Genomic DNA, 24529 nt, shown 5'->3' with positions numbered 1-24529 from the left:
AGTTCAGGTGGCGGTTGCCAGACCCCGTTCGGTCAGCAGATCCGTCAGCCGATTCACCACTTCCGGTATCGTCAGGCTCGTGGTGTCCAGCTCGACCGCATCATCGGCCGGTACGAGCGGGGCCACGCTGCGCTGCATGTCGCGTGCATCGCGTGCCTGAATCTCCTTTAGAAGACTCGATAGACTAGCATCCACCCCGGCCTCCCGCAACTGCAGGTGGCGCCGCCGGGCGCGCTCCTCGGCGCTGGCCGTCAGGAACACCTTGAGGGGTGCCTCGGGGAACACCACGGTGCCCATGTCGCGACCGTCGGCCACCAGACCAGGAGACTTCCGGAAGTCGCGCTGGCGCTTGAGCAGCGCCTCGCGCACCGCCGGCAGCGCGGCCACCCGCGAGGCGGCATCCCCGATCTGTTCGGTGCGAATGGTCGTGGTGGCATCCTCGCCCTCGAGCAGCACCCGGGTGGCCTCCGACTCGGCCACGAAGGCCACGTCAAGCTCGGCGGCTACCTCGGCCACCCGCGCTTCATCGTCCAGCGCCACCTCGTGCTTGACCGCGGCCAGCGCGGTCAGCCGATACAGGGCACCGCTGTCCAGCAGGTGCCAGCCCAGGCGATCGGCCACCAGCCGACTGATGGTGCCCTTGCCGGCCCCGCCAGGGCCATCGATGGTCAGCACCGGGACGGCAGCCATCCTGCTCATGACACCTCCTGCGCTTCCTCGAGGACGAGGCCGACCCGGCGCGCCAGATCGATGAATCCGGGGAAGGAGGTGGCCACATTGGCGCAGTCATCGATGATGATCTCGCTGGACGCCCTGAGAGCGGCGATGGCGAAGGCCATGGCAATACGGTGATCCCCCAGGCTGTCGATATGGCCGCCGCCGTAGTTCGGGCCATCCTCCGGCCCTCCCCCGACGATGTCGATGCCGTCCTCGTGCAGGCGGTTCTCGACACCCAGCACGGTGAGGCCGTTGGCCATGGCCTGCAGCCGGTCGGATTCCTTAACGCGCAGCTCACCGGCGCCGCGCAGACGCGTCACGCCCTCGGCATTGGCCGCGGCGACGAACAACGCCGGGAACTCGTCGATGGCCAGCGGCACCTGCTCCACCGGAATATCGATGCCCTTGAGCGGCGCGTAGCGAATGTGCAGGTCGGCCACCGGCTCGCCGCCCACCTCGCGCTGGTTCTCCAGGTGCAGGTCGGCGCCCATCAATTGGAGGATATTGATCACGCCGATCCGGGTGGGATTGATGCCGACATGCTCCAGCACCAGGTCCGACCCCGGGGATATCGCCGCGGCCACCAGGAAGAAAGTGGCCGACGAGATATCCGAGGGCACATCGATGGGCGCGGCGATAAGCTTGCCCCCACCGGTGAGCCAGCAAGTGTTGCCATCCCGCTGCACCGCATAGCCGAAGCCGGCCAGCATGCGCTCGGTATGGTCGCGGGTCGGCGCCGGTTCGCGCACTCGAGTCTCGCCCTCGGCATAGAGCCCGGCGAGCAGCAGGCAGGACTTCACCTGGGCACTGGCCATGGGCATGTCATAGGCGATGCCGGTGAGCCGTTGGCCGCCCTTGATCTTGAGCGGCGGACGGCCCCCCTCGGCGGTCTCGATCACCGCGCCCATCTCGCGCAGCGGGTCGGCCACCCGGCCCATGGGCCGCTTGGTCAGGGAGGCGTCGCCGGTCAGCTCGGTGTCGAAGGCCTGACCGGCCAGCAGCCCGGCGAACAGCCGCATGGCGGTGCCGGCGTTACCCACGTAGAGCGGGCCGCTCGGGGCCTTCAGGCCACGCATACCCACCCCGTGGATGGTGACGCGTCCCTGGTGAGGCCCCTCGATGGCCACGCCCATCTCGCGGAAGGCCTGCAGGGTCGCCAGGCTGTCCTCGCCCTCAAGAAAGCCCTTCACCTCGGTCACCCCCTCGGCCAGGGCGCCGAGCATGATGGAGCGGTGAGAAATTGACTTGTCGCCGGGCACGCGAATGCGCCCGCTCACGCCGCCGCCGGGGCTGACCCGGTAGCGCAGGTTGCCGTGTGGTTGCATCTGGTATTCCGCCTGATAACTGGTCTGGTTCAGCAGCGATTCGAAATAGTGTCGCGCATGGCTGGCCCGGTCGAAGGTCGCCAGCATGGCATCGGTGTCACCGGCCTCCACGGCGCGCCTAAGGCGCGCCACCCCGCCCTCGAAGTCATCCAGTGCCTCGAGGACCGCGTCACGGTTGGCGATGAAGATGTCACGCCACATCACCGGGTCGCTGCCGGCGATGCGGGTAAAGTCGCGAAAGCCGCCGGCGGCATAGCGGAAGATCTCCAGGCGCTCGTCCTGGCGCGCCAGGGTATCGACCAGCGAGAAGGCCAGCAGGTGCGGCAGATGACTGGTCCGCGCCAGCACCTGATCGTGGCGCTCGATCTCCATTTCCAGCACCTCGGCGCCCGTGGCGACCCACAGTGCCCGCACCCGGGCCAGGGCGTCGGGATCGGTGTCCGCCTGAGGGGTCAGGATCACCTTGTGTCCCACGTAGAGCTCGGCGTTGGCCGCGGCCACTCCGCTCTTCTCGGAACCGGCGATGGGATGGCCGAGCACCAGGTTGGTGGGCATCCGCCCGAAGGCGGAGCGGGCCGCCTCGCGAAGGGTCGCCTTGGTGCTACCGACATCGGTGATCACCACACCGGGCGCGGCCCGCTCGAGCCACCCCGCCAGCTCGTCCATGACGCCGCGCATGGCCAGCACCGGGACGGCGAGCACGATCAGCGAGCACCCCTCGACCAGGGGGGCCAGCCGAGTGCCACCACGCTCGATCAGGCCCATGGCGATGCCGCGCTCGATCTCGCCGGCGTCCGGGTCACAGGCGACGATCTCTCGGCCCTCGCCGGCGAAGCCGGAGCGACGCAGTGCCGCGGCCAGGGACCCGCCGATCAACCCCAGGCCAACGATCAGGATACGGGACTCCTCGATGCGCATGCCTAGAGCACACCCACCGGGTAGGAACCCAGCACCTTCACCTCGGCGGCGCGCAACTTGACCTCCTCGAGTACCGCCGCCACACGCGGCTCGTCGTGGTGTCCCTTGAAATCGATGAAGAAGACATAGTTCCATACGCCGCTGCGCGATGGCCGCGTCTCCAGGCGCGTCATGTCGATCTGATGACGGTGGAAGGGCTCCAGTAGCTCATGCAGGGCACCGGGCTGGTTGCGCATCGCCACCACGATTGAGGTCTTATCCTCGCCGGACATCGGGACGTCCTGGTGGCCGATGATCAAGAAGCGCGTGGAGTTGTCGGGACGATCCTCGATCTTCTCCGCGAGCCGGGTCAGGCCATAGAGCTTGGCGGCCATGTCCCCGGCGATGGCGGCACTGTGCCACTCGGTCTTGACCAGGCGCGCCGCCTCGGCATTGGACGAGACCGGCACCCGCTCGGCATGGGGGAAGTGAGCGTCGAGCCACTTCCGACACTGAGCGAAGGACTGCGGATGGGAGTAGATCCGCGACACCTTGTCCCGGCGAGTGGTCTCGCTCATCAGCAGGTGATGGTGGATGCGCAGCACCACCTCACCGCAGATCCTGAGCCCGGAGTCCATGAAGGAGTCCAGGGTGTGGTTGACGACGCCCTCGGTGGAATTCTCCACCGGCACCACGCCATAGTTGACGGCGCCGGCCTCGACCTCGCGGAACACCTCGTCGATGGCCGCCATGGGCAGGCTGATGGCGCTCTCGCCGAAGTGCTTGAGCGCGGCCTGTTGAGTGAAGGTGCCTTCCGGCCCCAGGTAGGCGACCTTGATCGGCTGCTCCAGCGCCAGGCAGGCGGACATGATCTCCCGGAACAGGCGGGCGATCTCCTCGCTGTCCAGCGGCCCCTTGTTCAGCGCCATGATCCGGCGAAGTACCTGAGCCTCACGCTCGGGGCGATAGAAGATCGTCCCAGGGTCCTCGGCCAGCTTGACATGCGCCACCTGCTGGGCGCAGGCCGCCCGCTCGTTGATCAGGCGCAGGATCTCGCTGTCCAGGCTGTCGATGCGCTCGCGCAGCGCCTCGAGATCGATGGGGGTGTCGTCGGTCATGAATTATCCCTTGCGCTTCTCGAAATCGGCCATGAAGTCGACCAGAGCCTCGACCGCGGCCTCGGGAACGGCGTTGTAGAGGCTGGCCCGCATGCCCCCGACGCTGCGATGTCCCTTGAGGTTGAGCAGACCGGCCGCCTCGGCCTCCTCCAGGAAGGGCTCGTCCAGGCGGTCGTCGGCCAGCACGAAGGGGATATTCATCCGTGAACGATTGCGCCGGGCGATCGGGTTGGCGTAGAAGTCGCTTGCGTCGATGGCCGCGTAGAGCGTCTCGGCCTTGCGGCGGTTGATGGCGTCCATGGCCGCCAGGCCACCGATGTCATTCTTGAGCCACTGGAAGACCAGGCCGGCCAGGTACCAGCTGTAGGTGGCCGGGGTATTGACCATGGAGCCGGCCTCGGCCAGCGTCTTGTAGCCGAGCAGGCTGGGCATGTCGGCGCGGGCGCGGTCGAGCAGGTCCTCGCGGACGATCACCACCACGAGGCCGGCCGGGCCGATGTTCTTCTGGGCACCGGCGTAGATCACGCCGAACTTCGAGACATCCAGCGCACCGGAGAGGATGCTGGAGGACATGTCACAGACCAGCGGCACCTCGCGACCGTCGGGTTGCACCGCCTCGGGAACATAGTCGAACGCCAGGCCGCCGATGGTCTCGTTGGCGGTGTAGTGGAGGTAGGCGGCATCGTCGCTCAGCACGATGTCCGACTGACGGGGCACTTCGGTATGGCCGCTGGCCTCGCTGGACGCCGCGACCGGGGCCCCGCCGAACAGGTGCCGGGCCTCGGCCATGGCCTTCTTGCCCCAGATGCCGGTATACAGGAAATTGGCGCTTCCGCCGTGGCCCAGCAGGTTGTACGGCACCGCGGCGAACTGCAGGCTGGCCCCGCCCTGGGTGAACAGCACCCGATAGTTGTCGGGAATGGCCAGCAGCTCCCGCAGGTCGGCCTCGGCCTGCTCGGCGATGGCAACGAAGTCCTCGCCGCGATGGCTCATCTCCATCACCGAAAGGCCGCGGCCGTGGTAGTCCAGCAGTTCATCCCGGGCCCGCTCCAGCACCGCCGTGGGCAGCGCCGCCGGTCCGGCGCAGAAGTTATAGCGACGGTGAATGGGGGACTGTCCCCCATTGCCCTTATTCCCCATCTCGCTCCCCTTCTTTACCTTCAACATCGAAATGGGGATCTGTCCCCGATTCCGAGGCGTCGCCCGGCGAGGCGTCGCCCGGCGAGGCGTCGCCCGGCTCGTCGATGCGCACGGTCTTGACCAGCGTTTCGTCATTGCCCAGGCGGATCAGCATCACGCCCTGGGTGTTGCGCGAGGTGATCGAGACCTCGTCGACCCGGGTACGCACGAGGGTGCCGCGATCGGTGATCAGCATCATCTCGTCGGTAGAGTAGACCTGCATGGCGGCGACCAGGGCGCCGTTGCGATCGCTGGTCTGCATGGCGATTACGCCCTGGCCACCGCGCCCACGCAGCGGGAACTCCTCGAGGCGAGTGCGCTTGCCGTAGCCGTTCTCACTGGCGGTGAGGATATAGATCTGGCCACCGTTGCCATTCTCGACGGTTGCGCCTTGCTCGGCCTCGGCCCCGACGTCGGCCTCGGCATCGATCTGCTGGCTCTGAGGGATGATCAGGCTGATCACCTCGGCACCGCCCAGCAGCTTCATGCCGCGCACGCCACGGGCGGTACGGCCCATGGCCCGCACCGTGGTTTCCTCGAAGCGGATCGCCTTGCCGTTGGAGGAGAGCAGCATGACATGGTCGCTGCCCGTAGTGATGGCCGCTCCCACCAGGCGGTCATCCTCCTCCAACTCGATGGCGATCAGGCCCACGCTGCGCGGCCGCGAGAACTGCTCGAGGCTAGTGCGCTTGACGGTGCCCCGGGCCGTAGCGAAGAAGATGTAGCTCGACGGGTCGTAGTCGCGCACCGGCAGGATGGCGTTGATGGCCTCGCCCTCGTCCAGCGGCAACAAGTTGACCAGCGGCTTGCCCCGCGAGCCACGACTGGCCGCGGGCATCTCGTAGACCTTCAGCCAGTAGACCTTGCCGCGATTGGAGAACAGCAGCACGGTATCATGGGTCGAGGCCACCAGCAGATGCTCGATGACGTCCTCGTTCTTCATGGCCGTGGCGGACTTGCCGCGCCCGCCGCGTCGCTGGGCCTGGTAGTCGGAGAGCGGCTGGGTCTTGGCGTAGCCGGAGCGGGACACGGTGACCACCATGTCCTCCTCGGCGATCAGGTCCTCGAGGCGCAGATCCAGATGGCTAGCCTGAATCTCGGTCTTGCGCGGATTGCCGAACTGGTCGCGCACCGCAACGAGCTCCTCGCGGATCACCTCGAGCAGGCGATCGGCGGAGGCCAGGATCGCGGTAAGTTCGGCGATCCTCTCGAGGATCGACAGGTACTCGTCGAGCAGCTTCTCGGTTTCCAGCCCGGTCAGGCGGTGCAGGCGTAACTCGAGGATCGCCTGGGCCTGGGCCGCGGACAGGCGGTACTCGCTGCCGGTGGGGTTCAGCCCGAAGCCCTCTTCCAGTTCCTCCGGCTTGCAGGAGGTGGCACCGGCCCGCTCGAGCATGCCGGTGACCTGCCCCGGCTGCCAGGCCCGCGCCAGCAGCTTCTCCTTGGCCGCAGCGGCGTTCGGCGAGGCCTTGATCAGCTCGATCACCGCATCGATGTTGGAGATGGCGACGGCCAAGCCCTCGAGAATATGGCCACGCTCGCGGGCCTTCTTGAGCTCGAAGAGGGTGCGCCGGGTGACCACCTCGCGACGGTGGCGGATGAAGGCCTCGAGCACCTCCTTGAGATTCAGGGTGCGCGGCTGACCATCCTCGAGAGCGACCATGTTGATGCCGAAGACGTTCTGCAGCTGAGTCTGGGCGAAGAGGTTATTGACCACGACCTCGCCGGACTCGCTGCGTTTGACCTCGATGACGACCCGCAGACCATCCTTGTCGGACTCGTCGCGCAATTCGGCGATACCGTCGACTTTCTTGTCCTTGACCAGCTCGGCAATCTTCTCGATCAACCGGGCCTTGTTCACCTGGTAGGGCAGCTCGGTGACGATGATGTGATCGCGGCCCGTCTTGTCGTCATGCTCGATGGTGTGGCGGGCGCGTACGTAGATGCGCCCGCGGCCGGTACGGTAGGCCTCGAGGATGCCGGCGCGGCCGTTGATGATGCCGCCGGTCGGGAAGTCCGGCCCGGGGATGTAGGCCATCAGGTCATCGATCGACAGGGTGTAGTCGTCGATCAGCGCCAGGCAGCCGTCGATCACCTCCGCCATGTTGTGGGGCGGGATATTGGTCGCCATGCCCACGGCGATGCCCGAGGAGCCATTGATCAGCAGGTTCGGCACCCGGGTGGGCAGCACGTCGGGAATGCGCTCGGTACCGTCGTAGTTGTCGACCCAGTCGACGGTGTCCTTCTCGAGGTCGGCCAGCAGCTCGTGGGCGAGCCGGGCCATGCGCACCTCGGTATAACGCATGGCGGCGGCGTTGTCGCCGTCGATGGAGCCGAAGTTGCCCTGGCCATCGATCAGCACGTGGCGCATGGAGAAGTCCTGGGCCATGCGCACGATGGTGTCGTAGACGGCGCTGTCGCCGTGGGGGTGATACTTACCGATGACATCGCCGACCACACGGGCGGACTTCTTGTAGGGCTTGTTCCAGTCGTTGCCGAGTTCATGCATGGCGAACAGCACCCGGCGGTGGACGGGCTTCAAGCCATCGCGCACGTCGGGCAGCGCACGGCCAATGATCACGCTCATCGCGTAATCGAGGTACGACTGCTTGAGCTCGTCCTCGATATTGACTGGCAGAATCTCTCTGGCGATGTCACCCATGGGTCGTCGAATCCTTTGCACTGCAACAGGTTGGCGCGTCACGTGGCCGTGACATGGCGCGCAATAACAGCGTCACATCATACCACTCCGGACGCGGCAAAGGCAGCGGGCCCTGCCATCATCCCGCGTTCCCTACCCCCGCGGGGCGGCATCCCGTGCCGCGTGACCGGGGAACGCCGACCTTCCGGGGAATGGCCTGTGTAACGGATGCAGGGCATTCCAAGGCAGCCGCCCCGCGATGAAAACAATAGTTTTCATCGCGGGGCGGGATCATCGCTGGCAGCCCCGCTTCCCATTGGCCATAATGTGCCTCTTTTTCTTGCGGGAAATGCTTCATGTGGTTCAAGCACTTGCATCTCTATCGCCTGCATGGCGCTCCGGAACTGGACGCCGCGACCCTGGAAGAGGCCCTGGGCGAGCAGGCCTTTCGTCCCCTCGGTGGCAGCGAGGCGAGGCGCCTTGGCTGGTGCGCTCCTGCGGGGCGCGCCGGCACCCAGCTGTTGCATGAGCTTCAGGGGCAGCGCCTGATGACGGCGCTTCGTCAGGAGCGCATCCTGCCGGCCTCGGTGGTGCGAGAGGAGGTCGAGGAGCGCAGCGAGGCTATCGAGAGCGCCGAGGGTCGCAAGCTGCGCCGTCAGGAGAAGCTCGCCATCAAGGAACAGGTCTTCGAGGAGCTGCTGCCCCGCGCCTTCGTGCGCAGCCAGAAAGTCGATCTCTGGTGGGACCGCCGGCGTTCGCTGATCGCCGTGAACACCAGTAGCCGCAAGCGGGCCGAGGAGGTTCTCGACCTGTTGCGCGAGACCCTGGGCAGCCTCAAGGTGACGCCGCTGGCCAGCCAGACCCTGCCCATGCGGGCCATGACCGCCTGGCTCGGCGACGCGGGCTCGCGTCCCGGCGATCTGGCACTGGGCGACCAGGTCGAGCTCAAGGCCAAGGGCGATGATGGCGTGCTACGCGCACGCCAGGTGGACCTCGACAGTGACGAGATCCAGCAGCTCCTCGAGGGGGGTCGCCAGGCCAGCAAGCTGGCCCTGGCGATCGATGGCCGGCTAAGCTTCGTGCTGCATGATGACCTCGCCATCAAGTCGCTGCGCTTCGACGATGCCTTGATCGACGAGGCGTCCCAGGCCGACGATGGCGACGATGCCCTGGTGCGCCTGGAAACGGATTTCATTCTGATGACACAGGCACTGGCCGACAATATCGAGCGACTGCTCGAGTGGCTCGGCGGGGAGGCCAACGGCACACCCGCCCCTCGCAGCGCATGACCGACAACGATCACGGCGCCACGCTCATGACCAAGACGCTAGACGACACCCCTCTCGACCCTTGGGCCGAGATCCGCCCCTACCAAGACGCCGAGGTGGCCGAGGTGCTGCAACGCATCGCCCGGGACCCAGAGCTGTTGACCGCCCTGACCCGCTATCGGCTGCCGCGCCTGGCCCGTCTCATGCCGCGGTTCTCCCGGATCCTGGCGAGCCTGGCCATCCGCCGCGAGGTCCGTGGCGTGACCACGGTGCGCGACTTCCAGTCACGCATCGCCGGCTACATGCAGCGCATGATCCGTACCTCTACCGACGACTTCCGCGTCGACGGGCTCGGGCGCCTCGACCCCGGTACCGCCTACCTGTTCATCGGCAACCATCGCGACATCGCCCTGGACCCGGCCTTCGTCAACTACGCCCTGTACCTGGCCGGGCGCGATACGGTGCGCATCGCCATCGGCGACAACCTGCTCAAGAAGCCCTATGTCACCGACCTGATGCGCCTCAACAAGAGCTTCATCGTGCCGCGCAGTGCCCGCGGTAAACGCGCCATGCTGGCCGCCTACCAGCAGCTCTCCGCCTACATCCGCCACTCGATCCTCGAGGATAACCACTCGATCTGGATGGCCCAACGCGAGGGCCGGGCCAAGAACGGCATCGACCGCACCGATCCAGCGATCATCAAGATGCTGACCATGGCCCATCGCAGCGAGGATCGCCGCGCCGGCATCGGCGAGGCCATCGCCGAACTGCGCCTGGTGCCGGTCTCGATCAGCTACGAGTACGATCCTTGCGACCTGCAGAAGGCCCGGGAGCTCCACGCCATGGCGACCAGTGGTGCCTACGCGAAGAGCGAGTTCGAAGACATTCGTTCCATCGTCGCCGGCATCACCGGCCACAAGGGACGCGTCCACCTGCGCTTCGGCACACCGCTCACGGCCGACTTCGACACGCCCGACGCAGTGGCCGAGGAGATCGACCGCCAAGTCCTCCAAGGCTACCACCTCTTTCCCAGCCACTACCTGGCGCTGGAGGCTCTCGGCGAGGACCACGACCTGCTGGACCTCACCGAGGTCACCCAGGCCGATCGCACTCGTTTCCAGGCACGCCTCGCCGAGGTCCCCGAGGCGTTGCGCCCTTGGTGGCTGCGCCAGTACGCCAACCCGGTACGCAACCGTGCCGGGCGCCACTGCGCCGGGCGCTGTAGCGCCAGCAGGCTCTGAACCGTGGCGCCGCCGAGCTCGCCGACGTGACCTTCCATATCGATCCGCCGTCACGGAAAGACCCCGGAGGGTAATGCAATGTCGCTCATCAAGCAGCTGTGGCTGGCCATCGGAGGGCTTGTGCTGGTCACCCTCGCCGGCAGCCTTGTCATTAGTGTGATCACCCTGCGTGCTGCCCTCGAGCAGGACCTGCGTCCCAGCAATGCCGATGCCGCCGGGGCACCGCAAGAGACCGTCCCCGGCTGGTTCGTCGACCTGGTGCGCCTGGAGAACCCTACCGGCCGGGCCGAGATAGCGCTCGACGGATCCACGCCTCCCCAGGTGCGCCTGGAGCCCCACCTCGCCTATCACGCCCTGTGGCAGACCACCCTGGCGATCGGCGTCTGGTGCCTGCTGGCCGGCATGCTCGGCCTGATCGTGACATGGCGAATCGTGCACGGCCTTCGCCGCCCCCTCCGTGCGGTGGTCGAGCAGGCACGCGACATCGGCCATCGCCGTTTCACGATCTCACGAACACCCCGGCTCCGCGAGCTCCACGAGGTCGTGCAGGCCTTGAACCAGCTGTCACGGGGGATGAGCGATATCCTCGGCGAGGAGCACCGCAAGCTCGACATGCTGCGCCGTCATCTGCAGCATGACCGGCTGACCGGGGTGATGAACCGCGAGGCTTTCCTGGGCCAGCTTCGCGGCCTCCTGGAAAGCCGCGATTTCCGCGCCAGCGGCACGCTCGCCCTGGTGCGCATCGACCGGCTCGCCGAGACCAACGAGCGCTTGGGCCATGCCCCTACCGACGCCCTGCTGAAGCAACTGGCCCGGGAGCTGGAGCAGTGCGGCAAGGTGCACGACGGCGGCCTGGTCGGGCGGCTCAAGGGCTGCGACTTCGCCCTGCTGCTGCCCGGTGCCACGGACATGGACGCGATCCGCCAGGCCCTGAGCCAGCGACTGGAGCGCCTGCAACACCGGATCGCGCCCGGGGTGACACTGCCAACCGCCATGATCGCCTATCACCAGGGGGATACTCCGGGTGACTTGCTGGCCAGCCTGGATGGCGCCCTCGCCAGTGCCGCCCAGGACGGGGAGCCCGGGCCGGTCATCGTCGAGGACACCCACCGCGAACCGCTCTTCGCGGACCATGCCAGCTGGCGACGCGCCCTCGAACAAGCCATCGCCGAGGGGGTCTACCTGGCCCACTATCCGGTGCTCGACGCCCATGGCAAGCTGCTGCACTTCGAATGCCCGGCGCGGCTGCGGCTCGGCAACGCCTGGCAGCCCGCCGGACGCTTCATGCCTTGGGTCTCGCGGCTGGGCATGGACGCGGCGCTTGACCTGGCGGTGACCGTGACCGCTCTCAAGGACATCGACCAGCGCCGTCAGCCGATCGCCATCAACCTCTCGATCGCCTCGATCCAGGATGCCCGCTTCGTGCTGGAGCTGCGTCGATGCCTTGCCGCCCATCCCGAGGCCGCCCGCCAGCTCTGGGTCGAACTGCCCGAGGCGCTGGCCACCCAGGACATGCCAGGCTTTCACAGCCTCTGCCGGGAACTGCGTCCCCTGGGCTGCCGGCTGGGACTCGAGCACGTCGGCACCCGGTTCACCCACATTACCGACCTCCACGATCTGGGACTGGCCTACCTCAAGATTGATGCCAGCCTGGTGAGAGGCGTCGAGACCAGCCCCGAGCGCCAGGCCATCCTGCGGGGCATGGCGACGCTCGGTCATTCGCTGGACCTGCTCGTCATCGGCGAGGGCGTCGAGACCCTCGAGGACGCCCGTGTCCTCTTCACGCTGGGCATCGATGCGGCCACCGGCCCCGGCATTCGGCGTGGTGACTGGCCCGATGCCTGACGCCTCCCTCGTGAGCCCCTCACCTGCTCAGGGAAACGTGCTATCGTCTCGCCAGACATCGACACGGCCCGGTCACACAAGGAGAACGCCATGACCTCATCGGAAATCCAGAAGACCCGCGTGATCAACGAGCTCCGTGGTTTCATCAAGAAGCTGCTGCAGGACCCCAAGATCCTCGAGCAGTCCCTCGAGGTCACTCGCCGGCGCCTGGGTGACGCCGACCAGACCGACGTCATGGCGCGTATCGCCAACGAGATCTCGGAGACCACCAGCGTGCATATCCCCGAGGATCCGGCCGACCACTCCGAGGCCGACCGCCTCTTCCTCGAGCTGCTCAAGGAGGTGGTGAAGGAGGAGCAGGCCCTCTACTGACCTCATCCCGCGGCGTGTCGCCTGACGACGATGCGGGGCACGCCGCGCCTTGATAGAATACGGCGACACCCCCGCCATGCCGCTGTCACATGCTGTACCTGCTTAAGCTCTCCCCCGAGATCACCATCAAGTCACGCTCCGTTCGCCAGCAGATGACCCGCTGCCTGGCCACCAACGTGCGCAACACGCTCCAGCACCATGCCGCCCATGTGCGGGTGAAGGCCGGGTGGGACCTGATCCGGGTACGCCTGCCGGAGCCTCTGGGCGACGACGAGATCCGCTGCCTGGAGGCCGCCTTGGCCCGGATCCCCGGCATCCATGAGGTCCAGGCGGCCGAGCTCGTGCCCTTCATTTCCTTCACTGATACCGTCCGACGCGTGGTACCGCTCTGGCAGGAAGTCATCCGCGACCGCCGCTTCCGGGTCCGCGTCAAGCGTCGGGGACGACACGCCTTCTCCTCCGAGGACCTCGAGCGCCACTTGGGTAGCGCACTGCTCACCGCCGCGCCCGGCGCACGCGTCGACCTGCGCCATCCGGACGTGGAGGTTCCGGTCAGCGTGGTCGACGACCAGTTGCAGCTGATCAGGACTCGCCACCCGGGCGCCGGTGGCTATCCCCTCGGCGTCCAGGGCCAGGCCCTTGCTCTGGTTTCCGGCGGTTTCGACTCTCCGGTGGCGGCCTGGCGCATGATGCGTCGGGGCGTGAAGACCCACTTCCTGTTCTTCAACCTGGGCGGGGCGCCCCACGAGGCCGGGGTGCGCGAGGTGGTCCACCATCTGTGGCGCCATCACGGCGCGTCTCACCATGTGCGCTTCGTCTCGGTGCCGTTCGAGGGCGTGGTTGGCGAGATCCTGCGCACCATTCCCGACGGCCTGATGGGCGTGGTGCTCAAGCGCATGATGGTACGGGCCGCCAGCCGGCTGGCGGATACGATGAGGATTCCGGTCTTGGTCACCGGTGATGCCATCGCCCAGGTCTCCAGCCAGACACTGACCAACCTCGGCAGCATCGATGCGGCCAGCGAGCTGCCGATCCTGCGGCCACTGCTCACCGAGGACAAGCAGGCGATCATCGACGCGGCCCGCCGGCTCGATACCGCCCGCTTCGCCGAGCGGATGCCGGAATACTGCGGCGTGATCTCGCGCCGTCCCCATGTCCGCGCCCGGCGGCGGGATATCGAGGCCGCCGAGGCGGGCTTCGACCCCGCGGTCCTCGACGCCGCCCTCGAAGCCAGCGAGACCACGCGGGTCGACCGGCTGAGGAATCAGGCGCCAGACCCGATCGAGGTACGTACCGTGACCTCCCTCGCGACCCTGGTCGCGCTGTCCTCCCCCTGCGTGATCGATATCCGCCCCCCCGCGGAGCGCGACGCGGCCCCCCTCACGCTACCTCGGGTAGCGCAGCTGGCGATCCCGTTCTACGAGCTCCAGGACCGAGCGCCGACACTTCCCGACGATCACGAGTACCTGCTTTACTGCGACCAGGGTGTGATGAGCCGGATGCAGGCCCTGCACCTGGCCGACCGCGGCCTGACCCACTTCGGGATCTATCGTGGGCCCACGCCAGACGCCTGAGCCCGGAGGAGCCGGACGGGAGAAGCTCCCCGCCCGGCAGCGGGTCACTGGAAGCGGTCGTGGCCGAAGACCATGTCGCCACCCGGTGCGGCGCTATGGCAGGCGATGCAGCCCTGATCCATGCCCTTGGCGACCCGTCCGGCCAGCGGGACGCCCTGAGGATTGGTATCCAGTTCGCCATCGGGCAGGTACTTGACCCAGAACCAGTCCTGATTGTCGGGATCGTAGCCCTCGCGCTTGAACATCACCGTCACCGCGCCCAGGTAGGCATCGGGGTCGTTCCAGACCGCCTGCTTGGTGACGCCCTCTCCGCCGTAGTTGCGCTTGATGATCACCGGCCCGGTGGTGCCCTCGACGGTCATCTCGCTGTCGATGGTATCGAGGATGGCCCCATGGGGATGCTGACCGGGGTAGGGGGCGGACATGGTACGCCCTTCCCCGACCAAGCTGGCCTCCGTCAGGGCATTCCACAGGGACGCGGCATAGGCCGTGTCTTCCTCGCCGCCGAAGGGAGCCGCAATCGCGGCCTGAGTCCCGAGGAGTAACCCGACACCGATGGTTCCCATCATCATCTTCGCTTGCATGGCACACCTCCCTCACGTCTTGTCGTTGGGGATTGAGGCTTGCACGGGATTGGTGGTGGCGGGCTGGCGAACCTTACACCCTGATACCCCTTTTTCCCGTTTAGTTTCCCAGGCAGGTCCCGCCAGGGGTAGTGGCGGGTCGTGGCGCCGACGCCGCCACTCGCCTCCGGTGACCACCCCACCCGCCTGCCTGGCGGGCGGGTAGATCCAGCCCTCGAAGCGGCGAGCCCAGCGCACCTCGCCGGTCGCCGCTTCGAGGGCACGCAGCACCCCAGCGCGGCCGGCGGCTTCCAGGACGACCAGGCATGCGCTGGTGCCGACCAGCAGCCAACAGCCAGCCAGCACCATCGCCAGGACGCCTCGCGTCATGCCATTACCCTCCTACATTAGCCATCTCTGCAAAACGAACTAGCGGTGGTGACGAAGATGATCGATGACGTCTTTCCAACGTTGCGGCAGGGGGATCCAGCCAGCATCGACAAGCTTCGGCAGGGCCACCAGAAAAACGAACACGACCAGGCCCACCCCCATCGCCCAGCCGCTGTCGATGGCCATGCCCTTGCCCGCCAGGACATAGAGCAGGGTCATCGGCGCCATGCCCAAGGCCGAGGCAAGCAGGAAGCGGCCGGTAGATAGGGCCGTGAGCCCCGCGGCGTAGCTGACCAGGGCGAAAGAGACCACGGGAATCAGCCGCGCCACCAACACCATGCCGAAGAGGATGTTCTGGGGGCAGTGGGGAAAGAGCGCGACATGGCCGTGGAAGAACCGCTCGATCACCGGTCGCCCCACCAGGCGGGCGATCCAGAAGCTTACCCACGCCCCGACCAGGGCACCGGTCATGCTGAGCAGGAAGGCCACCCAGGGATGGTAGAGCATCCCCGCGGCCACGCTCACCACCATGGTCGGAATGGGCCCGACCACCACCGTCAGCGCCATGACGCCGGCCAGCATGGGCGGCCCCCAGGGGCCCAGCCGAAGGCTGAGTCGCTCCAGCCGCTGCGGGTCGATAAAGCCCTGTTGGTACAGCCACACGCCCAGCGCCACCAGCCCCATGAGCACCAGCCCCGCCAGGATCGCCTGATGCCTATGCCGCGGATCAACGCCCATCACGGACCTCTCTGACAATTGCCGGCCTCTGCCCATACGGCGTCGGGGGGAGGCCCCAGACTCGAGTGTAGTGGCATGCGGACGCCCGTTTCGGGCGGCAGGAACGCGCCAACGACGGCGCAAGAAAGCCCCCACCAGGACAAGACGGCCCGGCACGCGAGGACGTACCGGGCCGGGTCACCACTGAGGGGTGTCGATCAGTTGCAGGGCACTACGTTGCGCTGGGTGTTGAGGGCCCAGAGCTTCTGGCCGTCCGGGGTCTTGCCCTCCTCGCGCCAGGTCTCGGTCACCTTGACGCAGTAGGAACCGAGGCTCTCGGTGGTGACCTGGGGATCGGCCGGGCGCTCATTGCCGATGCGCATGATGTCCGGGTTCTCGCTGGTATAGTTTGGCGCGATCGCGCCACCGGCGCAGCCGGTCATCAGGGTCACAAGGCCGAGGATCGGCAGGAAACGGCGAAATGCCATAGGGAAGTACCTCCGTGGGGAACATGGGTTCGACGAAGGTGACCTGGCGAAGCGATGAGAAGGCCGAGCCGCCATCAATCCGTTCGACGCGCCTCCGGCGTGGCGGGAGTCTACCGTGGTCGCCACCGGCGCGACAAGCGCGATACGCGGACGGATGCAGCCGGGCGCGAAGATGCTACAATCGAGGCCTGATTTCACGGACCTTTCGCATGGCGGCCTCGACTTCGCCCAGGCGTCGAGTCGGCCGCCATGTACCACGCTTACGGGAACCTCGGAACCACCATGTCGAATACCGCCCCGCGCAAGATCCTGGTCACCAGCGCCCTGCCCTATGCCAACGGCGCCATCCACTTGGGCCACCTGCTGGAATACATCCAGACCGACGTCTGGGTGCGCTTCCAGAAGAGCCGCGGGCACCACTGCCACTATGTCTGCGCCGACGACGCCCATGGCACCGCCATCATGCTGCGCGCCGAGCAGGAGGGCATCACCTCCGAGGCGCTGATCGACCGGGTTTCCCGGGAGCACCAGGAGGACTTCGCGCGCTTCGGAGTGGCCTTCGACAACTACCACTCGACCCACTCCGAGGAAAACCGCCATTTCAGCGAGCTGATCTACACTCGGCTGCGCGACCGCGGCCACATCGCCACCCGCGACATCGAGCAGATGTACGACCCGGTCAAGGGGCTGTTCCTGGCCGACCGCTTCATCAAAGGGACCTGCCCGAAGTGCCACGCCGACGACCAGTACGGTGATAACTGCGAAGCCTGCGGCGCCACCTACACCCCGGCGGAGCTGATCGACCCGGTCTCGGCGATCTCCGGCGCCACCCCCGAGGTGAGAAGCTCCACCCACTACTTCTTCAAGCTGCCCGACTTCGCCCGCTTCCTGAAGGGCTGGATCGACGACGACCACGTGCAGCCGCAGATCCGCAACAAGCTGATGGAGTGGTTCGAGTCCGGCTTCAACGAGTGGGACATCTCCCGCGATGCCCCCTACTTCGGCTTCGAGATCCCCGATGCCCCGGGCAAGTACTTCTACGTCTGGCTGGACGCGCCGATCGGCTATTTGGCGAGCTTCAAGCACTTTTGCGACCGTGAAGGGATCGACTTCGATGCTTACTGGCGTGAGGGATCCGATGCCGAGGTCTATCACTTCATCGGCAAGGACATCGTCTACTTCCATGCGCTGTTCTGGCCGGCGATGCTGCATGGCGCCGGGCTGCGCACGCCCACGGCGGTCAACTGTCACGGCTTCGTCACCGTCAACGGCGCCAAGATGTCCAAGTCCCGTGGCACCTTCATCAAGGCCGCTACCTATGCCGACCACCTCAACCCCGAGTACCTGCGCTACTACTTCGCCGCCAAGCTGACCGCCGGGATCGACGACCTCGACCTCAACCTCGAGGACTTCGCGGCGCGCGTCAACGCGGACCTGGTCGGCAAGGTGGTGAACATCGCCAGTCGCTGCGCGGGCTTCGTCAACAAGCTCGGCGGTGGCCGTCTGTCCGGCCATTGCGCGGCGCCCGAGCTGGTCGCCCGTTTCATCAGTGCCGGCAACGAGATCGCCGAGCACTACGAAGCCCGCGAGTTCGGCCGTGCCATGCGCCGGATCATGGAGCTGGCCGATGAGGCCAACACCTACATCGCCGAGGCCGAGCCCTGGGTGCTGGCCAAGCAGGCCGGCCGCGACCAGGAGGTGCTCGACATCTGCTCGGTGGGCATCAACCTGTTCCGCCAGCTGATGGTCTACCTGGCGCCGGTGGTGCCGGCCATGGCCGAGGGCGCCCGGCATTTCATGCGGCTCGAGAGCCTCGACTGGGACAGCCGCCAGGAACTGCTGCTCGATCACGAGGTCGCCAAGTTCAAGCCCCTCATGACCCGCATCGAGGGTGACCGCATCGAGGCCATGATCGAGGCTTCGAAGGAGGACCTGGTGGAAGAACAGAAACTCAAGGACACCCCCAAGGGGCCGCTGGCCGGCACCCCCATCGCGCCGGAGATCGCCTTCGACGACTTCGCCCGGGTCGATCTGCGCATCGCCCGCATCGCCAAGGCGGACTACGTCGAGGGGGCCGACAAGTTGCTCCGGCTGACCCTGGACCTGGGCGGTGAGACCCGCAACGTCTTCGCCGGCATCCGCAAGGCCTATGCCCCCGAGGCCCTGGAAGGCCGGCTGACCGTGATGGTCGCCAACCTGGCGCCACGCAAGATGCGCTTCGGCGTCTCCGAGGGCATGGTGCTGGCCGCCGGCAGCGGTGAGAGCATCTACCTGCTGGAACCCCACAGCGGGGCCGAGCCCGGTCAGCGGATCAACTGAGCCGCGTTCACGTGGATACCGAACTGATCGAGGCCATCGATGCCGTCCTGCCGCAGACCCAGTGCGGCAAGTGCGGCCATCCCGGCTGTCGCCCCTACGCCGAGGCCATCGCCGACGGCGAGCCGATCAATCGTTGCCCGCCCGGCGGCGAGGCCACGATCGTGCGTCTCGCCACGCTGACCGGCCGGGAGGCGCTGCCCCTCGCCGAGCCCGCCCAGTCGCCTCTGGTGGCCCGGATCCGCGAGGACGAGTGCATCGGCTGCACCAAGTGCCTGGCAGCTTGCCCGGTGGATGCCATCCTCGGCGCCGCCAAGCGGATGCATACGGTGATCGAGGCAGAGTGCACCGGCTGCGAGCTGTGCGTGACACCCTGTCCGGTCGACTGCATCGACCTGTTGCCCCATCCCGACTGGGAAGCGGCCGAGAACGAGGCTGATCGCCAGGCCTACCTGGCGCGGCGTGCGGAGCAGGGGCGCCGGCGCTTTGTGGCGCGTCAGACACGGCTGGCACGAGACGCTCGCGAGAAACGCCGGGAGCGACAACGGCGCCTGATTCGCCAGGCATCCCGCACCACCCGCAGCGCCTCGTCCCATCAGGCCGAGCAGCGTCAGCGCCAGATGGCGGTCAACGCCGCCGAGCAGTCGCTCAGGCGCGCGCGCCAGCAGCTGGAGAGCGCCCAGCGCCGCGGCGACGGCGACGCCGAGGCCACCGCCCGGGCACAGCTGCCCGAGGCCGAGCGGCTGCTCGCCAGCGCCCGCCAGGCACTGGAAGAGGCCCGGAAAGGCTGAATCCCCCCAATAACAAAGAAATACCTGATTACGTATATGGCTCAGCCAGCTTCAGGAGCCGATACGGCATCGGCGGTGTTCTGGCCGCCCCCGTCAGAAGCCGCGGGATCATGGCCTTGAGGTCATAGCGTCGATTGAAGCGGTACTCGAACTCGGCCAGGTAACGCGGCACATGCTGGCCACGTATCGCATGGTAGCTACCGGTGATGGCGTTCTTGACGTTGCCCAGCACGGTGTTGACCCAGTTGAAAGCGGGGATCTGGGCACTGGCCCGGCCACCGCCGGTGATGAGGCGTTCATGGGTGTAGTCCGGTGACTCGAAGGCGCGGAAACACCCCAGACCATCGCTGACCACCTGACTGCCGGGCGCGATGGCGGCATGGGCATAGCGACGCACCTCGGCCAGGGTAAAGCCGCTCACGCGGCGTAGCTGGACGCGCTGCGGATAGCCATCGTCATCGGTCTGTACCGCGGCGACGAACGGGACCTTGTGCTCGGCGCCGCGCCCGCGCTTTCCCGGCCGTTCGCCGCCCAGGTAGGCATCATCGATCTCGATGCGCCCAGCGAGCCTTTCCCCCTGGTTACGCTCGTGCATGACCTGCAGCAGCTTGTGCTTGAGCTTCCAGGCGGTGTTGTAGCTGACGCCGAGCTCCCGGGATAGCTGCAGCGCCGAGAGGCCATTCTTGCGTTGGGTCAGCAGGTAGATGGCCAGGAACCAGGTGGCGAGGGGCAGATGGGTGGCATGGAAGATGGTGCCGGCGGTTAGCGAGGTCTGATGATGACAGTGATGGCACTGGTACAATCCGCGCGCGAGTTGGCAGCCGGTGGTGTTGCCGCATTCGGGGCACACGAACCCCTTGGGCCAACGGTGCTGGAAGAGAGCCGCCCGGCACTGTTCTTCGGTGCCGTACTGCTCGAGAAACGCCGGCAACGACAGACCGGGCTGGAACTGGATAGGATTGCGAGCCATGACGTTAACTCCTTGACCTACCATATGATTCCAGTATAGCCACAGGCTGGCATGATAGCGGATGAACATACGTAATCAGGAAGAAATATGAAGTTACCGCCCGGGGCTGATCCGGTGGCAGGCCCCGAAGTGTCGGACCATCGAGGAGGCGCTGTAAACCCGTCCTTGGGCGCTATCGACGCTATCCCTGGCGTAGAACCTCCTCTTTGACCTGCCCCCGGCGCCCCTCAGCAGGAATCACCATGAACGCCCAGAAACGCTACGAGATCTTCGCCCGGCTTCGCGAGCACACCCCCGATCCCACCACCGAGCTGAACTGGTCGACGCCCTTCGAGCTGCTCGTCGCCGTCCTGCTCTCCGCCCAGGCCACCGATGTCGGCGTCAACAAGGCCACCGCCCGGCTCTTCCCGGTGGCCAACACCCCGGCCGCCATCCTCGCCCTGGGGCTGGACGGGCTCAAGGAACACATCAGGACCATTGGCCTATACAACACCAAGGCCGAAAACCTGATGAAGACCTGCCGGATTCTGCTCGAGCAGCACGGTGGCGAGGTCCCCCGGACCCGCCAGGCCCTCGAGGCCCTGCCCGGTGTCGGCCGCAAGACCGCCAACGTGATCCTCAACACCGCCTTCGGCGAACCCACCATCGCCGTGGATACCCATATCTTCCGCGTGGCCAACCGCACCGGCCTGGCCAAGGGCAAGGACGTCGTCGAGGTGGAAAAGAAGCTGATGCGCCATGTGCCCCGGGAGTTTCGCCAGGATGCCCACCACTGGTTGATCCTGCATGGTCGCTACACCTGCGTGGCCCGACGGCCGCGCTGCGGCAGCTGCGTGATCGAGGACCTCTGCGAGTACCCCCACAAGACCGACCTGTGACCGCCGGGCTCAAGCCAGGTGCGGGGCCTGCTCCCAGGACAGGCGATGAACCAAAAGTGCAAAGGCAGGACAGGAAAAGTCGCGTTACGCTCACGGGTACGGCAATCCTTCCGACCCATGGCAGACCCTCCATGCAAGGCTTCTGGCTTCCTCTGACCCTCACCGTCGCCTTCGGCGCCTTCATCGGTACCCTGTTTCGCCTGTCGCGCCGCCCCGGCAGCGAACGGCCCCTGATGTTCCCGCTGGTGGGCATGCTGGGCGGCCTCACCGCCTTCGTGATTCACCAGTTGCTGCTGTGGCTGGTGGGAGCACCGGCCTGGCTGCTCCCGCTGCTGGTGATCCTGCAGATCTGGCTATGGCTCGGCCCACTGGGGCCCAGGATCGCCCGCCGTCGCAACTGAGCCACGCGCCGCAATGCCACACCGAACGCCGCATCGCTGTGCGCAAGCGAAGGTCTTTGCCGCCTCAGCCCCATCGCCCCGCGGCACCGCCCAGCGGTCGGCACTCACACCAAGCCAGTTGGCCCAAGGTCGTCTTTGCTCGCCCCTCGGGGCCCACTTAGACTGACGGCAATAACGATGACAACAGGAGAGCGCCATGGCCAAGGTGCTGGTGGTGGACGATGAACCCAACATCGTCCTGTCACTGGAGTTCCTGATGCAGCAGGCCGGCTTCGATGTGGCCACCGCTGAGGACGGCGAAGCGGCCCTGGCGTCGGTCGCCGACGACGCCCCCGATCTGGTCCTGCTCGATATCAGCCTGCCCGGCATCAGCGGCTTCGATGTACTGGAACGGCTACGCGCCGACCCCGCCCATGCCCGCCTGCCGATCATCATGCTCACCGCCCACGGTCGCGAGGTCGAGCGGGAGAAAGGCATGGCCCTCGGGGCCGACGACTATATCACCAAGCCTTTCTCCACCCAGGCGCTGGTCGATAAAGTCAAGTCACTGCTCACCGAGGCGCCCTGATGCCCCGCCCGCCTGCCGGTCTGCCGCGTCGCCAGCGCCTGGTGGGCCTGTGGCTGCTGCTCAGCGGGGTGAGCCTGCTGGGTGGGGCGGTGTTCGCCTTGTGGCTCGACAGCCTGGTCCAGCTTCGCGGCCTGGCGCGGCTGGTGCTGTGGCTGGGCTGCTTCTCCGGCGGGGGCACCATCTTCCTGGTCGGCCTGCTGCTCGAGCGCCAGCTGTTCATGCCACTGCGCCACCTGCAGGCCCAGCTGGCACGCCTGGTGGCCAACCCCGATGCCCGCGACGACCACCCGCCCGAGGGCTGGCTGCGCGGCCTGGGCCCCGACCTGGTGCGCATCCGGGAGGCCTGGCGCAGCGACCGCGGCCAGCTCGCCACGGCGCATGCCGAGGGGGCGCGCAGCGCGGCGCGGATCCGCCAGGAACTCGAGACCCTGCTGCAGGTGCTCGACACCCCCTTGCTGCTGTGTGACCACCACCGTCGCCTGCTGCTGTTCAACCAGGCCGCCGAGACAATGTTCAGCAGCCTGCCCGGCTTCGGCCTCGGCAAGCGCGTGGATGCCATCCTGCCGGCCACCAGCCTCCAGGACGCCCTGCAGCAACTGCCCGCCGAGGGCAGCCCCCGGGAGGTGCTGGTTCCCCAGGATGATCGCTGGCTGCGGGCCGTACTGCGTCGGGTGCCGGGCAGCAATGGCGAGACGCTGCTGACACTGACCGACACCACGGCCGCCTGGACCAGCGAGATGGGCGCCCGGGCCGAACTGGCCGAGTTACTCCCGGCCTTGCGTCGCCATAGCGCCAGCCTGACCAGCGCCACGGACGCCCTTGCCGCCTCTCGTCAGGCCGGCCCCCGAGACGCGGCCCTGCGCGAACGGCTCGAGGCGGTGATCCGCGAGGAAGGCCAGGCCCTCGGCGAGGCGCTCCAGCACATGGGCCGGGTGATGGACGATATGCACCGCCAGGGCGAGCGTCTCTCGCCGCTGTGGTCCAATGACCTCTGGGCCGCCCTGGCGGAACGCCTGCCGGACACCGCACGCCGGGTGGTCCCCATCGGCATGCCGGCCTGGCTCAAGGGCGATGCGCCGGCGCTGCTCGTCCTGCTCGGTGCCCTGGTCGAGCACCTCGACCGGCATGCCGAGCCGGGCGATCTCGAGGGTGAGATCTGCCTGGGCAACCGGCAGGTCTACCTGGACCTGATCTGGCGAGGCCGCCCCCTGGCCCAGCACCAGCTCGATGCCTGGCGCCAGGAGCGCCTGACCGCGTTGCCGCTGGCCCCCCGGGTCGGCGATGTCTTGCGCCAGCACGCCAGTGAGGCCTGGAGCCTGCCGGACCCGGACGGCGAGCACGCCCGGCTGCGGCTGCCGCTGCCGGCCGTGGAGCGGGTCGGTGCCCCGTCCCCCTGCCCCCCACCGCGTCCCGAATTTCACGACTTCGGCATCGCCGACCTGCCGGCGCCGGATGCCGAGCTGGCGGCGCGAACGCTGCGCACTCTGGAGATCGTGGCCTTCGACACCGAGACTACCGGGCTGGAGCTGCGCCGCGGCGATACCGTGGTCAGCATCGGCGCTTGCCGCATCGTCAATGCCCGGCTGCTGGCCAGCGACACCTTCGATCTGAAGGTCGACCCGGGCAAGCCGATCCCGCCGGCCAGCACCGCCATCCATGGCATCACCGACGACGACGTGGCCGGGGCGCCGCCGCTTGCCGTGGTGCTGCCGCGCTTTCGCGACTATGTCGGCGATGCCGTGCTGCTGGCCCACAACGCCGCCTTCGACCTGCTGGCGATTCAGCCGGCCAGTGGCGAGGTGACCTTCGACATGCCGGTACTCGACACCCTGCTGCTCTCGCGGGCGCTGGATGCCAGCCTCGACGGCCACGACCTCGACTCCCTGGCCGAGCGCTACGACCTCGGCTTCCCGCCCGGCACGCGCCATACCGCCCTGGGTGACGCCCGGGTCACGGCGGAACTCTGGCTGGCCCTGCTGCCGCGACTCGAGGCCCGGGGCATCGAGACCCTGGCGCAGCTGCTCGAGCTGCAGGCCAGCGCCTTCGACCGGGCAGATGCGAGCGCCTCATGAACGCCTCGCGCCTCATTGAACGCCTGATCGCTCTGACCGTCCTGGCGACGGCGCTCTTCTCACCGCCGCTGCTGCTGATCGCCGACCGGGTCGGCCCAGGTGGGCTATCGTGGCTGCCGCTCTATCTGTTCGTGGCCTGGGGCCTGGTGATTGGCCTGATGGCCTGGCTGATGGAACACCGGGACCAGGAGTAACGGG

General features: G+C 67.2%; 22 protein-coding genes. 12 read left to right on the top strand and 10 right to left on the bottom strand.

The features are described from left to right. Positions 1-3: 3 nt before the first annotated feature. Genes cmk through gyrA form a run of 5 tightly spaced genes read right to left on the bottom strand, consistent with a single transcriptional unit; the run spans position 4 to position 7898 of the window. Positions 4-699 (bottom strand): (d)CMP kinase, encoded by a 696-nt coding sequence (gene cmk / locus FHR94_RS00960; protein ID WP_183323611.1) that lies wholly within the window; start codon positions 697-699, stop codon positions 4-6. After that, positions 696-2960, bottom strand: coding sequence for a bifunctional prephenate dehydrogenase/3-phosphoshikimate 1-carboxyvinyltransferase (locus FHR94_RS00955; RefSeq protein WP_183323609.1), 2265 nt, complete (start codon positions 2958-2960; stop codon positions 696-698). Before FHR94_RS00955 ends, cmk begins: the two co-directional genes overlap by 4 nt. A gap of 2 nt (positions 2961-2962) precedes the next feature. Next, positions 2963-4057 (bottom strand): prephenate dehydratase, encoded by a 1095-nt coding sequence (gene pheA / locus FHR94_RS00950; protein WP_183323607.1) that lies wholly within the window; start codon positions 4055-4057, stop codon positions 2963-2965. Positions 4058-4060: 3 nt separating this feature from the next. Further along, positions 4061-5164, bottom strand: a complete 1104-nt coding sequence (gene serC / locus FHR94_RS00945; protein WP_183323957.1) for a 3-phosphoserine/phosphohydroxythreonine transaminase — start codon at positions 5162-5164, stop codon at positions 4061-4063. Positions 5165-5186: 22 nt separating this feature from the next. Beyond that, positions 5187-7898: a DNA gyrase subunit A gene (gene gyrA, locus FHR94_RS00940; RefSeq protein WP_183323605.1), complete on the bottom strand. Its 2712-nt coding sequence runs from the start codon at positions 7896-7898 to the stop codon at positions 5187-5189. Positions 7899-8233: 335 nt separating this feature from the next. On the opposite strand from gyrA, the gene FHR94_RS00935 reads away from it, so the two are divergent. The 5 genes from FHR94_RS00935 (at position 8234) to thiI (ending at position 14177) form a co-directional block, all read left to right on the top strand. Continuing rightward, entirely contained in the window at positions 8234-9166 is a 933-nt protein-coding gene (locus tag FHR94_RS00935) for a recombination-associated protein RdgC (protein ID WP_183323603.1), read from the top strand. A 26-nt stretch (positions 9167-9192) separates the two neighbouring features. Further along, positions 9193-10386, top strand: coding sequence for a 1-acyl-sn-glycerol-3-phosphate acyltransferase (locus FHR94_RS00930; protein WP_246389771.1), 1194 nt, complete (start codon positions 9193-9195; stop codon positions 10384-10386). A 78-nt stretch (positions 10387-10464) separates the two neighbouring features. Beyond that, a complete protein-coding gene (locus FHR94_RS00925; protein ID WP_183323598.1) occupies positions 10465-12231 on the top strand; it encodes an EAL domain-containing protein in 1767 nt (588 codons plus the stop codon). 90 nt (positions 12232-12321) lie between these two features. Next, positions 12322-12603, top strand: a complete 282-nt coding sequence (locus FHR94_RS00920) for a hypothetical protein (protein WP_183323596.1) — start codon at positions 12322-12324, stop codon at positions 12601-12603. Between the two features lie 89 nt (positions 12604-12692). Beyond that, positions 12693-14177 carry a tRNA uracil 4-sulfurtransferase ThiI gene (gene thiI, locus FHR94_RS00915; RefSeq protein WP_183323594.1) on the top strand — a complete coding sequence of 495 codons (1485 nt, stop codon included), beginning with the start codon at positions 12693-12695 and terminating at the stop codon, positions 14175-14177. A 44-nt stretch (positions 14178-14221) separates the two neighbouring features. Here the strand turns inward: thiI and FHR94_RS00910 are convergent, their stop codons facing one another. The 4 genes from FHR94_RS00910 to FHR94_RS00895 all read right to left on the bottom strand — a co-directional run bounded on the left by FHR94_RS00910 (position 14222) and on the right by FHR94_RS00895 (position 16335). Beyond that, entirely contained in the window at positions 14222-14761 is a 540-nt protein-coding gene (locus tag FHR94_RS00910; RefSeq protein ID WP_221188309.1) for a cytochrome P460 family protein, read from the bottom strand. Positions 14762-14773: 12 nt separating this feature from the next. Further along, positions 14774-15130 (bottom strand): hypothetical protein, encoded by a 357-nt coding sequence (locus tag FHR94_RS00905; RefSeq protein WP_183323592.1) that lies wholly within the window; start codon positions 15128-15130, stop codon positions 14774-14776. A 39-nt stretch (positions 15131-15169) separates the two neighbouring features. Beyond that, positions 15170-15868 carry a TVP38/TMEM64 family protein gene (locus tag FHR94_RS00900; RefSeq protein ID WP_183323590.1) on the bottom strand — a complete coding sequence of 233 codons (699 nt, stop codon included), beginning with the start codon at positions 15866-15868 and terminating at the stop codon, positions 15170-15172. A gap of 197 nt (positions 15869-16065) precedes the next feature. After that, entirely contained in the window at positions 16066-16335 is a 270-nt protein-coding gene (locus FHR94_RS00895) for a hypothetical protein (protein WP_183323588.1), read from the bottom strand. 282 nt (positions 16336-16617) lie between these two features. Between FHR94_RS00895 and metG the strand changes: the two genes are divergently transcribed. Together metG and FHR94_RS00885 are read left to right on the top strand one after the other, a co-directional pair. Beyond that, entirely contained in the window at positions 16618-18654 is a 2037-nt protein-coding gene (gene metG / locus FHR94_RS00890) for a methionine--tRNA ligase (protein ID WP_183323585.1), read from the top strand. A gap of 11 nt (positions 18655-18665) precedes the next feature. Next, complete coding sequence (locus tag FHR94_RS00885; RefSeq protein WP_183323583.1) at positions 18666-19442, top strand: RnfABCDGE type electron transport complex subunit B; 777 nt, start codon at positions 18666-18668, stop codon at positions 19440-19442. Between the two features lie 28 nt (positions 19443-19470). On the opposite strand, the gene FHR94_RS00880 is transcribed toward FHR94_RS00885, so the two are convergent. Continuing rightward, positions 19471-20412: an IS1595 family transposase gene (locus tag FHR94_RS00880; protein ID WP_183323581.1), complete on the bottom strand. Its 942-nt coding sequence runs from the start codon at positions 20410-20412 to the stop codon at positions 19471-19473. Positions 20413-20654: 242 nt separating this feature from the next. On the opposite strand from FHR94_RS00880, the gene nth reads away from it, so the two are divergent. The 5 genes from nth to FHR94_RS00855 all read left to right on the top strand — a co-directional run bounded on the left by nth (position 20655) and on the right by FHR94_RS00855 (position 24525). Next, the gene (gene nth, locus FHR94_RS00875) at positions 20655-21290 is read left to right on the top strand and encodes an endonuclease III (protein ID WP_183323579.1); all 636 of its coding nucleotides are present in this window, start codon (positions 20655-20657) and stop codon (positions 21288-21290) included. 131 nt (positions 21291-21421) lie between these two features. Further along, on the top strand, positions 21422-21691 hold the full coding sequence (locus FHR94_RS00870) for a hypothetical protein (protein ID WP_183323577.1): 270 nt from the start codon (positions 21422-21424) through the stop codon (positions 21689-21691). Between the two features lie 196 nt (positions 21692-21887). Continuing rightward, positions 21888-22259, top strand: a complete 372-nt coding sequence (locus FHR94_RS00865) for a response regulator transcription factor (RefSeq protein WP_183323575.1) — start codon at positions 21888-21890, stop codon at positions 22257-22259. Then, positions 22259-24331 carry a 3'-5' exonuclease gene (locus FHR94_RS00860; RefSeq protein WP_183323573.1) on the top strand — a complete coding sequence of 691 codons (2073 nt, stop codon included), beginning with the start codon at positions 22259-22261 and terminating at the stop codon, positions 24329-24331. The genes FHR94_RS00865 and FHR94_RS00860 overlap by 1 nt, the downstream gene beginning before the upstream one ends. Then, positions 24328-24525, top strand: a complete 198-nt coding sequence (locus FHR94_RS00855) for a hypothetical protein (RefSeq protein WP_183323571.1) — start codon at positions 24328-24330, stop codon at positions 24523-24525. The genes FHR94_RS00860 and FHR94_RS00855 overlap by 4 nt, the downstream gene beginning before the upstream one ends. Positions 24526-24529 lie beyond the last annotated feature (4 nt).

Origin of the sequence: Halomonas cerina (assembly GCF_014192215.1) — a bacterium.
In the GTDB taxonomy this organism is placed as follows: Bacteria; Pseudomonadota; Gammaproteobacteria; order Pseudomonadales; family Halomonadaceae; genus Halomonas; species Halomonas cerina.
The sequence above is the reverse complement of the archived record's forward strand: the minus strand, read 5'-3'. Positions and strand labels throughout refer to the sequence as shown.

Coding starts and splice junctions, on each gene's coding strand:
- cmk (WP_183323611.1), bottom strand. CDS start 699: ATGAGCAGGATGGCTGCCGTCCCGGTGCTGACCATCGATGGCCCTGGC.
- FHR94_RS00955 (WP_183323609.1), bottom strand. CDS start 2,960: ATGCGCATCGAGGAGTCCCGTATCCTGATCGTTGGCCTGGGGTTGATC.
- pheA (WP_183323607.1), bottom strand. CDS start 4,057: ATGACCGACGACACCCCCATCGATCTCGAGGCGCTGCGCGAGCGCATC.
- gyrA (WP_183323605.1), bottom strand. CDS start 7,898: ATGGGTGACATCGCCAGAGAGATTCTGCCAGTCAATATCGAGGACGAG.
- FHR94_RS00935 (WP_183323603.1), top strand. CDS start 8,234: ATGTGGTTCAAGCACTTGCATCTCTATCGCCTGCATGGCGCTCCGGAA.
- FHR94_RS00930 (WP_246389771.1), top strand. CDS start 9,193: ATGACCAAGACGCTAGACGACACCCCTCTCGACCCTTGGGCCGAGATC.
- FHR94_RS00925 (WP_183323598.1), top strand. CDS start 10,465: ATGTCGCTCATCAAGCAGCTGTGGCTGGCCATCGGAGGGCTTGTGCTG.
- FHR94_RS00920 (WP_183323596.1), top strand. CDS start 12,322: ATGACCTCATCGGAAATCCAGAAGACCCGCGTGATCAACGAGCTCCGT.
- thiI (WP_183323594.1), top strand. CDS start 12,693: ATGCTGTACCTGCTTAAGCTCTCCCCCGAGATCACCATCAAGTCACGC.
- FHR94_RS00910 (WP_221188309.1), bottom strand. CDS start 14,761: ATGCAAGCGAAGATGATGATGGGAACCATCGGTGTCGGGTTACTCCTC.
- FHR94_RS00905 (WP_183323592.1), bottom strand. CDS start 15,130: ATGACGCGAGGCGTCCTGGCGATGGTGCTGGCTGGCTGTTGGCTGCTG.
- FHR94_RS00900 (WP_183323590.1), bottom strand. CDS start 15,868: ATGGGCGTTGATCCGCGGCATAGGCATCAGGCGATCCTGGCGGGGCTG.
- FHR94_RS00895 (WP_183323588.1), bottom strand. CDS start 16,335: ATGGCATTTCGCCGTTTCCTGCCGATCCTCGGCCTTGTGACCCTGATG.
- metG (WP_183323585.1), top strand. CDS start 16,618: ATGTCGAATACCGCCCCGCGCAAGATCCTGGTCACCAGCGCCCTGCCC.
- FHR94_RS00880 (WP_183323581.1), bottom strand. CDS start 20,412: ATGGCTCGCAATCCTATCCAGTTCCAGCCCGGTCTGTCGTTGCCGGCG.
- nth (WP_183323579.1), top strand. CDS start 20,655: ATGAACGCCCAGAAACGCTACGAGATCTTCGCCCGGCTTCGCGAGCAC.
- FHR94_RS00870 (WP_183323577.1), top strand. CDS start 21,422: ATGCAAGGCTTCTGGCTTCCTCTGACCCTCACCGTCGCCTTCGGCGCC.
- FHR94_RS00865 (WP_183323575.1), top strand. CDS start 21,888: ATGGCCAAGGTGCTGGTGGTGGACGATGAACCCAACATCGTCCTGTCA.
- FHR94_RS00860 (WP_183323573.1), top strand. CDS start 22,259: ATGCCCCGCCCGCCTGCCGGTCTGCCGCGTCGCCAGCGCCTGGTGGGC.
- FHR94_RS00855 (WP_183323571.1), top strand. CDS start 24,328: ATGAACGCCTCGCGCCTCATTGAACGCCTGATCGCTCTGACCGTCCTG.